The sequence below is a fragment of the Natrinema salaciae genome, assembly GCF_900110865.1.
Classification (GTDB): domain Archaea; phylum Halobacteriota; class Halobacteria; order Halobacteriales; family Natrialbaceae; genus Natrinema; species Natrinema salaciae.
Map to the genome: position 1 here is coordinate 262,697 of NZ_FOFD01000001.1, position 13,227 is coordinate 275,923.

13 protein-coding genes and 1 tRNA gene are annotated in these 13,227 nt (G+C 66.8%); 9 read left to right on the top strand and 5 right to left on the bottom strand.

Annotation, left to right across the window (positions count from 1 at the left end):
• Positions 1–183: 183 nt before the first annotated feature.
• The 3 genes from BMX07_RS01335 (at position 184) to BMX07_RS01345 (ending at position 1,377) form a co-directional block, all read left to right on the top strand.
• Entirely contained in the window at positions 184–372 is a 189-nt protein-coding gene (locus BMX07_RS01335) for a hypothetical protein (RefSeq protein WP_090612387.1), read from the top strand.
• 92 nt (positions 373–464) lie between these two features.
• Positions 465–701, top strand: a complete 237-nt coding sequence (locus BMX07_RS01340; protein ID WP_245742053.1) for a MarR family transcriptional regulator — start codon at positions 465–467, stop codon at positions 699–701.
• Positions 702–1,137: 436 nt separating this feature from the next.
• Entirely contained in the window at positions 1,138–1,377 is a 240-nt protein-coding gene (locus tag BMX07_RS01345) for a hypothetical protein (RefSeq protein ID WP_090612394.1), read from the top strand.
• 125 nt (positions 1,378–1,502) lie between these two features.
• On the opposite strand, the gene BMX07_RS01350 is transcribed toward BMX07_RS01345, so the two are convergent.
• Entirely contained in the window at positions 1,503–2,513 is a 1,011-nt protein-coding gene (locus BMX07_RS01350; protein WP_090612398.1) for a lipid II:glycine glycyltransferase FemX, read from the bottom strand.
• Positions 2,510–4,138, bottom strand: a complete 1,629-nt coding sequence (locus BMX07_RS01355; protein WP_090612402.1) for an alkaline phosphatase family protein — start codon at positions 4,136–4,138, stop codon at positions 2,510–2,512. Before BMX07_RS01355 ends, BMX07_RS01350 begins: the two co-directional genes overlap by 4 nt.
• Before the next feature lie 246 nt (positions 4,139–4,384).
• Between BMX07_RS01355 and BMX07_RS01360 the strand changes: the two genes are divergently transcribed.
• Complete coding sequence (locus tag BMX07_RS01360) at positions 4,385–5,506, top strand: DegT/DnrJ/EryC1/StrS family aminotransferase (protein WP_090612406.1); 1,122 nt, start codon at positions 4,385–4,387, stop codon at positions 5,504–5,506.
• A 28-nt stretch (positions 5,507–5,534) separates the two neighbouring features.
• On the opposite strand, the gene BMX07_RS01365 is transcribed toward BMX07_RS01360, so the two are convergent.
• Positions 5,535–7,283: a helicase HerA domain-containing protein gene (locus tag BMX07_RS01365; protein WP_090612410.1), complete on the bottom strand. Its 1,749-nt coding sequence runs from the start codon at positions 7,281–7,283 to the stop codon at positions 5,535–5,537.
• Positions 7,284–7,487: 204 nt separating this feature from the next.
• Here BMX07_RS01365 and BMX07_RS01370 point away from each other — a divergent pair, with 204 nt between their 5' ends.
• The 3 genes from BMX07_RS01370 to BMX07_RS01380 all read left to right on the top strand — a co-directional run bounded on the left by BMX07_RS01370 (position 7,488) and on the right by BMX07_RS01380 (position 8,199).
• The gene (locus BMX07_RS01370; protein ID WP_090612415.1) at positions 7,488–7,667 is read left to right on the top strand and encodes a hypothetical protein; all 180 of its coding nucleotides are present in this window, start codon (positions 7,488–7,490) and stop codon (positions 7,665–7,667) included.
• 111 nt (positions 7,668–7,778) lie between these two features.
• A tRNA-OTHER gene (locus BMX07_RS01375) sits at positions 7,779–7,847 on the top strand.
• 1 nt (position 7,848) lies between these two features.
• Positions 7,849–8,199 carry a hypothetical protein gene (locus BMX07_RS01380; protein ID WP_090612419.1) on the top strand — a complete coding sequence of 117 codons (351 nt, stop codon included), beginning with the start codon at positions 7,849–7,851 and terminating at the stop codon, positions 8,197–8,199.
• Between the two features lie 46 nt (positions 8,200–8,245).
• Here the strand turns inward: BMX07_RS01380 and BMX07_RS01385 are convergent, their stop codons facing one another.
• Positions 8,246–10,162, bottom strand: a complete 1,917-nt coding sequence (locus BMX07_RS01385; RefSeq protein ID WP_090612423.1) for a DEAD/DEAH box helicase — start codon at positions 10,160–10,162, stop codon at positions 8,246–8,248.
• 146 nt (positions 10,163–10,308) lie between these two features.
• On the opposite strand from BMX07_RS01385, the gene BMX07_RS01390 reads away from it, so the two are divergent.
• Complete coding sequence (locus tag BMX07_RS01390) at positions 10,309–10,497, top strand: hypothetical protein (protein WP_090612426.1); 189 nt, start codon at positions 10,309–10,311, stop codon at positions 10,495–10,497.
• Here the strand turns inward: BMX07_RS01390 and BMX07_RS01395 are convergent.
• Positions 10,490–11,449, bottom strand: a complete 960-nt coding sequence (locus tag BMX07_RS01395) for a transcription initiation factor IIB (RefSeq protein WP_090612431.1) — start codon at positions 11,447–11,449, stop codon at positions 10,490–10,492. The two genes, BMX07_RS01390 and BMX07_RS01395, sit on opposite strands and share 8 nt — an antisense overlap.
• 806 nt (positions 11,450–12,255) lie before the next feature.
• Between BMX07_RS01395 and BMX07_RS01400 the strand changes: the two genes are divergently transcribed.
• Positions 12,256–12,852, top strand: coding sequence for a DUF7344 domain-containing protein (locus tag BMX07_RS01400; protein ID WP_090614754.1), 597 nt, complete (start codon positions 12,256–12,258; stop codon positions 12,850–12,852).
• Positions 12,853–13,227 lie beyond the last annotated feature (375 nt).

Genomic DNA, 13,227 nt, shown 5'->3' on the forward strand with positions numbered 1-13,227 from the left:
CCGTCGGTGTGCTGGCAGCCCGGCCCCGCCGTCGTCGCGTCGGTCGCCCGTCGAGGCAGCGTTCGATGGCACTACCCGCGACGGAGCGGCGACGACGCGGGTCCGATCCGTCGTTAGTTGCTCCCTGTCGATTTGAACTGTCGGGGCCGTATATGTGACTCACGCGGATACGCTCGAGTGAGAATGCTACGGACACAGCGACAGTTCCCGTTCGACCCCCACGATCCGGGAGGCGACGGAATCGCCGCGCGGCCGGTCGACGCGTCGGGTTTCGGCTGGCGCGCCGCGATCGACGGTGGCGCATCGCCCCGCACGCCGCGGCTCGCCCCCTCGAGCGCAGTGACCGACGAACGCAACGAGTGGGACCCATGAGCACGACGGAACCGGATACCGAGGCCGCCGAAGCGGAGCAAACCGACGACGGGGCCGACACCGCGACCGACACAGCCGATACCGCAACCGACATGGCCGGCACCGCGACCGACGACGACTCGCTCGGCGACCTCCCGCCCAGCGCGAAACTCGTCTACAAGGTCCTCGAGTACGAAGCGCCGCTGACTCAGGAGGGGATCGCGACCGAATCCCGGCTCTGCCCGCGGACCGTCCGCTACGCGCTGGGGAAACTCGAGGACCACGGACTCGTGACCAGCCGCGCCTGTCTCGAGGACGCCCGGCAGTCGAAGTACCGAATCGGCGAGTAACCGGCGACCTCCCTCGCGGCGGCGACGCCCTCGCGTTGATCTCCGTCCGTTCTCGAGCGGCATCGATCCGCAGAGACGGGGCCGGGAGCCGCGGCGATGGGCCGACCGAGCGGATGCGGACGGGTGTGGACGAGACGAGCGCGTCGTCGGTTTCGAGAGACGCGGCGCTTGTCATCGCACAATTTCCATTAGGTATAAGGTATATACGCTAGAATATTTAGCCGGAAGCCGGCTCCAGTGAGGGCATGCGTCGAAATGCCCCGGGTGCTGTGACCACCCGAGGCTGGCTTCCAAACGCGACCCGTTTGCAAGCCATGTTTCGCTTACTCCTACCGAGACATAAACGTCTCGCACGACGACAGTATCGCACCCGAACGCGGACGCGACTCGAGCGGCCGCGCCGACGGCCGACCGGCGGCCGAACGCGGAGGGACGGATGAGCGACGACGACTCCGTTCCCGGTGACGAGCCGTCGGCCGCCGACGAACTGACGCTTGAGGCCGACTCCATCGCGTCGAACCGCTCGGCGATCCGCCGACGGCCGGTCCAGTGCCCGCGCTGTGAGACGCCCGTCGCGCTGGTCGTGAGCTACGGCCCGACGACCCACGAAGCGAGCCCCTGTGGCTGTCCGGTTTCCGGCGGTGTTCTCGAGGGGCTCGAGTCCGGTTCCGAGTGAGAAGAGCGGGGGTGTGCGACGGCCGATCCGTTTTTCTCCGCGAAGATCGTCCGCGTCTGGAGTGCGACTCGAGACGCACACCTGTCCGCTGTCCGATACGAACGACGCGGAGAATCCGTGACGCGCTACCGGTGTTTCTGATACTGATCGACCAGGAGGTCGATCCCGAACGCGCCGGCCGTGATCTCGTAGTGGAGCTCGAGGCGCGGGTTGAACTTCGCCTTGTACCGGTTGATGCTGGGGACGCCGGCTCCGACGAGGTCGTACTCGTCGATATCGCCGTGGAGGCCGTCGCGCATGACGTGCCAGTCCAGCAGGTCGTTGATCGCGATGTCGACGTCGACGTCCGGCTTGACGCCGCCCTGCCACCGGTACCGCGTCCGATCGGACTCGACGACCAGAATGCCACCGAGGAACTCGCCGTCGACGCGGCAGACGTACGGCCGGAGCGCTCCGTCGGGGAGGGTCTCGTGCAGCGACCGGGCGAAGCTGGTGCTCAACTGGAACGGCCGGCCCTGGCTCTCGTAGCGCTCTCGGACCTTGTCGACGATGCGTTCGACGTCGTCGGTGTCGCCCTCCTCGATCACGTAGTCGTCCTCGTCGGCGTTGCGGATGTTGCTCCGCGCGTCGCTGCTGAACCGCTTCAACAGCTCGTCTTCGGACCCCTCGAGGTCGACGATGTACGTGTAGCCGAGTTCGACGTCGTGGTCGTTCCAGGCGAACGGACGGATGTCGTCGAACCCCGCGGTGACGAACTTGCTGTACAGCGGCGACAGTTCGTCGTCGATCCACTCGAGACAGCCCTCGACGAACCGCTTGATCCGGCGATCCGCCTTCCGCTGTTTGAGCTTGCCGACGTTGAGCAGCGCGGGACCGAGGTAACTCACCCACGAGTGGGGAGCCGGCGAAAAGGCCCCGGTGACCGGTCCCCTGGTGTACTCGAAGACGGGAAAGATCCCGACCGGTTCCTGCCCTTTGAATCCCGCGAGCAAGTGCAGCGTGGTGCCGGTGTCCTCGGCCTGCAACCGGAGCGCCTCGGCCCGGAAGAACGGGTTCGCGCCGTCGGATCGGTCGACGTATCTGTTCCACTCGTCGGCGTCGGTTCGCGGGTCGAGGGTGCGTATGTCGATACTCATAGGTACCCGAGGTCGGAGAGTCGGTCTTCGACGACTTCGTCGTCGGTCGCCGTGATCGGGGTTGGATCGTACGCCGGGTACGCCCGCTCCTCGCTCCCGTCGACGATCGGGAGCGGCTCGCCGTCCATCGCCTCGTCGATCGGCACGTCGAACAGCGAGCAGATCGTCGGTGCCACGTCGAATATCGTCGCGTCCTCGAGCGAGGCGGCGTGGTCGAAGGCCGGTCCGGTGGCGGCGACGACGCCGGTCGGTTTGTGGTTCCAGGGCTCCATCGGCTCGCCGAACCGCGGCTTCCCGAGGTCGGCGACGATCGCGTTGTCGAAACCGGCGGGAACCGTCACGATGTCGGGTGCCTCGTCGACGTGCGGTCCCTCGAAGTAGGTCTCCCTGGGCTCGACCGCCTCGAACATCGGGTCGCCCTCGGGCGTTCGAACGGCCGATAGCGCCTCGATGAGCTCCTCGCGAACGGTCTCGTACGCCCCGGTTGGGACCCGTCCGTCGGGCTCGCGGCCCTCGAGATTGATCCGGACGCCGAGTTCGCTCTTCGAGCGGACGTACGCTCGCGATTCCGGAAAGTCGACCTGCTCGCTCGCCGCGCGGATCATATCGTTGGGCACGCGTCTGCCGATCGGCTCCTTCAGGCCGACGCGGTCGAGCGCTCCCGCGATGCGCTGGGTCGTGAGCCCGACGGTCGCGGCGAGGTTCATCGCCCGCTCGAGCGGGCTCGGCTCGTGATCGCCGGCCTCGGCACCCTCGAGGAGGTCGTTCTCCCAGGACCGCGACCAGTTCGGCATCCCCGCGCCGCCGCTCCGGCCGGTCACGTACCCCTCGTCCCGGAGGAACTCGTTTACTCGGAACTCGTCGCCGGTCACTTTCCCCATGCCGTGGTCGCTGACGATCAGGACGTTTTCGGGGTTGGTCCGCTCGAGCGTTTCCGCGAGCTGTCGGTCGACCTCGCGGTAAACCGCCTCGATCGCCCGCTTGTCGCCGGGTCGCTCGTGGAACACCGAGTCGGTCTGCTGGAACTGGACGAACCCGAACTCTGGGTCGAACCGCCGGGCGAGATAGCGAAACGCCGATCCCCGGAGCTCGACCGTCCGTTCGTACCCCTCGATCGACCGGTCCGGCTTCGGCCCGCTCTGGGGGTAGAGCCAGTAGTCGCCGCCACACGCCAGCTTCACGTCCTCGAGGACCCCCTCCGGGTGACAGCTCGGGTCCTCCGGGGCGGTCAGCCCGGGGATCAACGCGCCGTCGAACTCCCGTGCGGGATGGGTCACGGGCACGTTGACGACGACGCTCGTGAACCCGCGGTCGCTTAACAGCTCCCAGACCGGCCGCTCCCGGACGTGGGTCGCGTTGACCACGTCCCAGTCGTAGCCATCGAACGAGAGAAAATCGTAGACGCCGTGCTTGCCCGGGTTCTTGCCGGTGTAGAGAGACGGCCACGCGCTCGCGGTCCACGGCGGAATCTGGGACTCGAGCGGTCCCGCAGTCCCCGCTTCGAACAGCCGCTCGAGCGTCGGAAGCTCGTCCGACTCGAACAGCGGCTCGAGCACCGGCCGACAGCCGGCATCCAGCCCAACGACGAGCAGACGAAGGTTCCCTTCGTCAGTCGAACCTGCCATAGACGCGTTGTCCGTTCGCCCGTGCTTTGTTATGTAACCGCTGGCCGACTGTAAGCTCGTGCTGGCGGCTGTACGGTTGGGATAGCGGTTCAGATGGTGTGACTGTCACCAGCAGCCGGGGCGTGTAAGGAGTTGTTGACTCGCGGTCGGCGCCCGGTATCACCCCTATCACTAAGGGGTCGCTCGGTGCCCTCTCACGTCGATGACCGTCGCGCCACCGATAAATTCCTCGCGCGGATCCGAACGATGATCAGTGCAACCCCTTCCGTGTTCGACACCTCGTTCTCGCGGTCGGGGACGGGTATCGACGCGTTCGTCGACCGACACGCCCCCGACGTGCGGACCACTTACTACGGCGCCGGGAAGGTCGCGCTCCGGGACGGCCTCGCCGGCGTCGTCGACGCTGGCGGGAACGTCATCGTCCCATCCTATCTCTCGCCCGCCGTCGTCGAACCGCTCTACGAACTCGGGCTCGAGTCGCGGTTCTACGCCATCGACGAGTCGCTCGCGCCGGACTTCGCCGATCTCGAGGACCGGATCGACGACGACACCGTCGCCATCATGTCGGTCAACTACTTCGGCTTCCCACAGCCCGGCCTCGAGCGACTCGCCGCCCTGACCGACGAGTACGACTGTTACCACATCGACGACAACGCCCACTCGCCGCTCAGCGTCCACGACGGAACGCTGCTGGGGACCCACGGCGACCTCGGGATCACGACCCTGCGGAAACTGCTCCCGGTCCCTGACGGCGCGTTACTCTACTGTGCCGACGAGGAACTCCGCGAGCGGTTCGTCCCGTCGTCGCTGGCCGGCAGATCGGACCGCGTCGCCGCGACCGACTGCCGGTTCGTGGTCACCTCGCTGGCCGAGTCCGTCCTCGAGACCAGTCAGTCGCTTCATCAATCGGTCGAGGCGTTGCTCGACGACGGGCCCGACGACTCGTGGTCCGTGGATCCGGTCGGCCGATACGAGGCGGCCAAAACCCCCATGTCGAAGATTTCCGGGATCGTCGTCGACGCCGCCGACCTGGTCGGGATCCGGACCGCGCGCCGGGAGAACTTTCGGGCCTGGCGGCGCGTGCTCGACAGCCGCGACGACCTGTCGCCGTTCTACGAGGCGCTGCCGGCGGGGATCAGTCCCTACGAGTTCCCCGTCCGCGCGAGCGAGCCGGCGGCGTTCCTCGCGGAACTCGAGGACTGCGGCGTCGTCGGCGCTCACACCTGGCCGATACTCCGCGAGTCCGTTCGCGAGAGCGACGCGTACGAGACCGCGATCCGATACTCACAGGAGGTCGTCGGGCTGCCGGTTCACCAGGGGATTGACCCCTCGTCGATCGAGGCGGTCGGCGACCGCCTTCGACGGTAGCCGAGCGCGGTCGGGGCCCGAACGCGACTCAGTCCGCCCGGTTCGCGTCGCGTTCGGCCGCCGAGTCAGACAGCGCCGCCCGAACGTCCGCGTGTAACGCGTACGTCCGTTCGCCCGAGCGCTCGAGAAGGTCCGCCGTTCGGAGCTCCGACAGGAGACTCTGGACCGCGACCCGCGACCGCTCGACCCGGGCGGCGACGGTCTCCGTTCGGAGGTGGCCGTCCGTCGCGAACACGGCCAGAATCGCTTCGGCGGTTTCCACCGAACACTGCGATCCATCGCACGCGCGAGCAACTCGATCACCGACCCACGGGACGTCGAGAAGCTCCTCGATATCGCGTTCCTCGTCGGCGACGACGAATCCCGGCTCCGCCGCCGCTTCCTCCCCCGCGTCGCCCTCGTCGACGGACGTGTATCCGAATTCGATGTCGTCACCGCCCGCCTGGACGATCGGCGTCTCGGCGTCGCCGGACGCCCCGTCGTCGTCTCCCTCGTCACCGCCGCGCTCGGCGTAGGGCTGCTCGCGCTGGAGTTCGCGGACGACGTCGCGCAACTGGTCGTTCTCCGATCGGATTCGTTTCAGCGTCGCCGTCCGGGACTCGAGCGCCGCTTCGAGGGCCTCGATCCGGTCGTCGCGTGCGTCGAGCGTCTCCCGTAGCTCGTCGCGCTCGGCCTCGAGGTCGGCGATCTCCTCGTGGAGCCGGCGCAGGTCCTCGTCGGAGCCGGGCAGCTGCGACTGGACCGTCTCCGTGTTCTGCAGGGCGTCGGCCATCTGTCTGGCCGCGCTCGAGACGTCCCGGGCCGAGGACAGCTCGTCCTCCAGGGTCTCGATCCGCGTCTCCTTCTTCTCGAGTTCGGCCTCGAGCTCGTTGATCCGGTCCCGTTCCCGGTCCTTGCGCTCGGAGATCTCCTGGAGATCGCCGACCAGCGCGTCGGAGACGGACTTGAGTTCGGGCCGCTCGAAGTCGTCGAGGCCGGGCGTCGCACCGGCGTCGAAGGTTCGCTTCCGGCGGAACTGGATCTTCCGGACGTCGACTTCGGTCCAGTCCGTCTGGACGAAGGCCTGTCCGTCGTCGAGCTCCGAGACGAGCTCCGAGTACTCGGTGTCGATGATTCGCCCGACGACCTTCGTGTCGTTGTCCCAGGTCAGGCGGTGCCAGACGAGCCAGTTGGCCTGCGTGATGAAGTCCTTCTTGACGTCGGCCGGCCGCTGGCTGATACCGAGAATCCCGAGGCCGTGTTTGCGGCCGCGCTTGCTGATCTTGATCAGCAGGTTCCCGGTCTCGCCGACGCCGCCGCCCTCCGGAATATACTCGTGGACCTCCTCGACGACCAGCAGAAACGGCTTCTTGAGCTTCTTTTCCTTGACGAACAGCTGGCGGGCGATCTTTCTGAGCAACTCGTCGGCCACGTCCTCGTCGAGGTAGCCGGAGACGTCGAGAATGACGGGGACGTTCTCCTCGAGCGCGAGCGAGGCCATCTGCTCGGCGTGCTCCGGCCCGATCTGGATGTCGCACTCCTCGTCCGCCCCGGCGTGGAGCATCTCGTACTCCTCTTTGAGCCCGTAGTACTCCCCGTCCGTGTCGACGATGAGGAGCGGATAGCCGGCCTCGAGCAGTTCCTCGGCGATGACCGACGCGGTGTTCGACTTCCCCGAACCGGACTTGCCGGTGACGAACCCGCGCCCGGTGAGCAGTTCGACCACGGGCAGTCTCAGGTCGGCACCGTCGGCCGTCTCGCCGACGCGGATCTGGCGCTGCTGGGAGTCGTCGCTCACCGAGTCACCACCTCGACCGCCTGCGACTCGTTCATGGTATCAGTACAGTTCGAACACGCGACCTTGAATATTGGCCCCGTCACGGCAGCCGAGTCGCTATCGAGCGAGGTCGTGCTCGAGCCGGCCGCAGGCCGTGGTATTGATAACCACACCCGAAGAACAGTTATGTCATCCCGGACGAATGATATCGGTGTTCGCCGACCGATGATTCCGACCACACTCCAGATTCGCTTCGCCGGCCGCGCTCCGGTCGCGAAGTGGATCGTCGCGTCCGCGACCGCGCCCGGTTCCGGGCGCGGCGGCGGAGACGGCGCTCGTGGACGGAATCCGAACCGGTCGCTTCGGTCGAATCCGGTCGGCATCGGCTCCGTCCGCGCCGCGTAGATCGCTGCTCGGCCGGATGGCCAACCGGGCTGGTTTTCGGGACGTCCCCTCCGCCTGCCAGGTGAGTTCGGCGACCGGCCGGCGGGATCGCGACGGCGCGGGGAGCCACGCTCCCCCGTGGTGTACTGGCCAACACGCGGGCCGCGGCCCGAACGTCGAGTTCGATTCTCGACGGGGGCATATGGATCGACAACCCAGTGTCGTCGTCGCGACGCTCACCGTGCGCGTCCCGCTCGGCGCGACCGGTGACCTCGCCGACGGCGCAGTTCGAATCGTGAAGCGAATCGAGACTGTCGACGCGATCGCCGACGCCGACGTGCGGCGGATTTCGCCCGGACTCAACGATACGATCGTTGACCTCCGCGTCCGCGTCGAACTCGACGCGCCCGTCGACGACGACCCACCCGACGCGCTCGCGAGACGCGAACTCGAGGCTGGCGTCGGCGTCGACAACGTCGACAGCGTCGACAGCGTCGACCGCGTCGACCGGGACGTGCCGCCGAGAGCGGAGGTCGGTTGTCGGAGTCGCTGAAACGGGTCACCGATCGCGACCGCATCGATCGGGTGTTCACCGACTGTCAGTTGCTCCGATCGTCCTCGCGGTCGACCGTCCGCTCGCGGACCGTCATCCCCTTGCGACCGAGGTGCTGGAGCCGTCGCCGGGCGAAATCCTCCTCCCGCGTCCCCCGCGTCGCGAGGACGTAGACCAGCGCGCCGCCGGCCGGCCGCATGGTTCGCCCCGCTCGCTGGGTGCCCTGCCGTCGCGAGCCGCCAAGCCCGGAGGCGACGATCGCCAGATCCGCGGTCGGCAGGTCGATCCCCTCGTCGCCGACGCGAGAGATGAGCAACAGATCGCGTTCATCCCGCCGGAACTCCTCGAGCAGCCGTCGGCGCTCGTGGTGGGGTGTCTCGCCGCTGAGGAACGGGACGTCGAGGGCGTCGGAGAGCTCTCGACCCTGCTCCAGGTAGTCGACGAAGACGAGCGCCTTCGAATCGGGGTGGGCCGACAGCAGGTATCGCACCTCGTCGATCTTGCCCCGATTGCGGGCGGCGATCCGATACTTCTCCTGCCCGTCGGCCGAGCCGTAGGCGTTCGCCTGTTCGTCGTCGCCCCACGGCACGTACCGGATCTCGAGTTCGGGTTCGGCGACGTGCCCGGCGTCGAACAGGGCCTCCCAGTCGGTGCCGATCGGCGGGCCGACGAGGGTGAAGATCTCGGTCTGGCGGTCGTCTTCCCGGATGGGGCTGGCGCTGAGCCCCAGGCGGTGTTTGGACTGGAGGTGCGTACTCCGCCGGTACACGTCCGAGGGGACGTGCTGGCACTCGTCGAAGATCACCAGCCCCCACTCGCGGTCGTCGAACAGCGACCGGTGCCGGTCCATGCCGGCGATCTGGTACGTGGCGATCGTCACCGGCCGCACGTTCTTCTGCCCGCCGTGGTACTGGCCGATCTGGTGGGGCTCGAGCGAGGTGTACTCCGCGATCGCGTCGGCCCACTGTCCCGCGAGGTCGCGACTCGGCACTAGCACGAGGGTCTCGCCCTCGACGTGGGCCATCGCACCGGTCGCGGCGACCGTCTTCCCGCTGCCCGGCGGCCCGACGAAGACGCCCTCGCCGGCCTCGGCGAAGCGATCGACCCAGGTCCGCTGGTAGTCCCGCAGGCTGACCCGCAGGTCGATCGGTAGTTCCTCCCCGGACTCGAGTTCGCGGTGGTCCTGGACCGGATAGCCGGCCTCGTAGAGGAGCCGCTTGATCGCGGCCTCCGCCCCCTCCCGAACCCAGTCTTCGGTCTCGGAGATCGGCGCGTGGACGTGTTCCTCGTCGAGTTTCTGCCGGGCGACGTTCCCCATGATTTCCGGGCTCTGGGCCTCGAGCACGGTGTAGCCGTCCTCGTGAGTGACGAGCCGGAACTGGTGGGCGCGCTCCCACTGGCTCTGGACCCAGTCCTCGAGCGCGTCGGAGCGCTGGCCCAGCGCCTGCCGCATCGTCCGCGCGAGGTCGTCGACGGAGTCGTGTGGCGTCCCCCAGACGTCCGCCGGTCGGACGACGTAGCGGTAGCCCTGCTCGCCGTTGGCGTCGGCGAGGTGCGCGAACTGCGAGAGCTGCGCGCGGGTGAACTGGTCGGGTCGATCGACGACGATCTCCCGTCGCTTCGGGAAGACGACCACCCGCTCGCGGTCGGTGAGGTCCTCGAGTTCGGCGGGGTACCAGACCACGGGATCGGTCGAGACGGCGTGGCGCTCGAGGTCGCCGCGCTCGGCGAGGGCCTCGAGCCGCTCGGTCGCCTCCTCGTGGGAGAGCTCGAGGGCGCGGGAGACGGCCGCGGCGGTCAGCACCGGCCGCCCCTCCCGCTGGCTGGCGTCGTGGAAGTCGGCGATCGTGAACGCGTCGTCGGCGGTCGCTTCGCCGCGGTCGCCCGCCTCGCCGGCGTCGGCCGACTCCGGTGGTCGGCTCCGCTGTTCGTCGGAGGATGTCGAAGAACGGTCGTCGGTCACTGCCGAGTCGTAACGGGGGTGCGGGTAAACCGATTTCGTTCGCCGTCAGCCGGCCGCTCGAATCCGGGTCCGCGCCCGGCGACCGAGCGGGGCCGTCCCCTCGCGTCCGGATAGCTATATTTGACTGGATCGCATGGCATTCCAGTATGTACCGCGCAATCCTCCCGGAGGGACAGATCGAATGCGACCGGTACGACCACATCGAGAACGGCGTCGAGCTCTACGACGGTGACGACGAGTTCATCGCGTTCGTCCCCTACGCGAACCTCCACGCGTTGGCAGACGAGAACCTCTACACCGGTGACTCCACCGAGGAGGAGCGGTCGATCATGTAGCAGGCTGCTGATCGATCGCCTCGAGCTGCTCGCGGTACCGGTTTCGGACGGTGACGACGGTCGTCTGTGCGGTATCGGCGACGGCTCGCTGCGGGATCGTCTCGTCGCAGAGCAGTCCGGCGGCGTAGATGGCGGCGGCGGCGAACCCGGTCGGTGACTTGCCCGAGTGCAGTCCCTGCTCGGTCGTCCGATCGATGATCTCGATGGCCTTGGTCTCGACGTCCTTGTCGACGTCCAGTTCCGAACAGAAGCGCGGGACGAACTGCCGGGGATTCGTCGGCTCCAGGTTGATGTCCAGTTCGTCCGCGATGTATCGGTACGTCCGCCCGATCTCGCGCTGATCGACGCGCGAAACGGACGTCACTTCCTCGAGACTGCGGGGAATATCCTCCTTCCGGCACGCGGTGTAGAGGGCGCTGGTCGCGACGCCCTCGATCGATCGGCCGCGGATGAGGTCCCGCTCGAGCGCCTGTCGGTAGATGACGCTCGCGGTCTCCTTGACCGGCTTGGGGACGCCGAGCGCGCTCACCATCCGGTCGATCTCGGAGAGGGCGTACTTGAGGTTGCGTTCGCCCGCGTTTTTCGTCCGGATTCGTTCCTGCCAGACGCGAAGTCGATGGAGCTGGCCGTGTTTGTCGGCCGACATCGAGTGGCCGTTGGCATCCTTGTTGCGCCAGTCGATAGTCGTCGTCAGCCCCCGGTCGTGCATCGACTGGGTCAGCGGCGCACCGACGCGGGACAGCTCGTCGTGCTCTTGTGCGTTGAAGGCCCGCCATTCCGGTCCGTAATCGATGGGCTCTTCGGTAAGGACGAGCCCACACTCTTCACAGACCTGTTCACCGCGGTCCGGGTCGTGGACGATCGTGTCAGTCTCGCAGTCGGGACACAGATCAGCGTCAACCTCCTCCGACTGTGATTCGCTGCTGTGTTGATCGATTATAGACCGCGTCATCAGTACCGGAGGAAGTCATGCCGTCACTGTAAGGGGTTCACATGGTTTCGCGGGAAACTCCGACTTACTACCTCGCCGATAGCCAGTCAGTGGACCGATACGTCGGACCGATCGCGGCCCACAGCCGACCCTGCTGCCGTCGGCCGAAGCGAGAAGGTAGACGAACGACGCGACCGCCGGCTGCCTCGAGCGAACAGACCCGTCGGTCGCGTCGAGACCGTGTCCCATCGGTCGTGTCCGGGTCAAACGACCGCCGCTCGGTCGTTCCGACCCAGAATGACAAATGTGCACATGGGACATGAATCGCGGTGATCGTTGCGGCGAATCGCCGACGTAAATCACTCGTTCATCGCGTAAATCAGTCGTTCGTGTGTGAACTGCCGCTTATATTTATATCGGTTGGATCGAACGTTCAGTACGACCGCCGTGTCGTTATCCAGTCAACCAACTCGAACTCGGGGCTCGCCGCGCTCCGGACCGCCCTCCCGTACGCCGTCGATATATCCCGACAATCGACTGATACCGATCGGACTCGAGGCCGGACGCGAGCGCCCGCTGCGACGGCGATCGGCCGCCGCCACGCGGCCGTCGAGAAGCCGTTCCGTACCCGCTTTGCAGACGGTGCGAAACGTGGTCGTGTTTAAGAGTATCTCTGTTGGTGTACAACTTGGTGTGTCAATCGTGATTTCGACTCGCCGTTCGAACGTACAGCGGTCGCCGTCGAGCCGATGCTCCGGTGGTACGGGGTATCGATTCAGGGGCGTGCCACGCTCGAATGGGGTCTCTACGACCGGAGGGTCCCGATAATGTCCTCGATCGATACGTCGCTGCCCGACGAGATCGCCTCGGTCACCGACGCCGACGAGGACGAACGTCTGTCGAAGGACGTCATTTTCGAGCTCTTAAAGAATCGCCGTCGCCGGGAAGTTCTCGCGTACTTGCTGGAAGCCGACGAAACGGTAACGCTCGGTGAACTGGCGGAACAGATCGCGGCCTGGGAGAACGACACCGAGGTCAACGCGCTCAGCTCCGACCAGCGCAAACGCGTCTACGTCGCCCTCTATCAGACCCATCTGCCGAAGATGGACGACGCCGGTATCGTCGAGTACGATCAGGACCGCGGGCTGATCTCGCTTTCGGACAACGCCGACCTCCTGATGATGTACCTCGATACGGATACCCACCGACAGGACCGGTGGGATCGGTGGTACGCCGCGCTCAGCGCCGTCGGCGCTGCCCTCCTCGGCGCGGCAGTTCTCGGCGTGCCGATGCTGTCGGCCATCCCACTCGCCGCGCTCGCGGGCGTCGTCGTCGCCGCTTTCTTCTGTCTCTCGACCGCACACGTCGTCCGAAACCGTTCCCAGGAACGCAACGTCGACGGCAAACTGTCCCGAATCGAGTGAGCGCGCGTCTGCGACGGCGGCGTCAGTACGTGACCGACGGTCTCCGTTTTCGTCCCGTTCTCGACTCCCGGACGCGATTCTCGAGCGGCGTCGCTCGCAGTCGCGACGTCGGTTCCTGTCCGTCCGCTGAGAAGGTTTTTATTGGGTGATTACGTACGGTCGACTGGCTCCCGACGACCGTCATCCGGTACCGGAACAGTCGCGTGCCAGCAGCTGTTCCCTGCGCGGGAGCCGTTCCGTACACGATCCGTCCTCTCGTCTCGCCACACGGCTCCCAGCCACAGCACCGCCCTCTCGTACCGTTCTCACTCGAGTGGAATCCGAAACGGAAGCCGAGTTCGACCCTCGACTCGAGGAAGCACCTTGATACCGGAC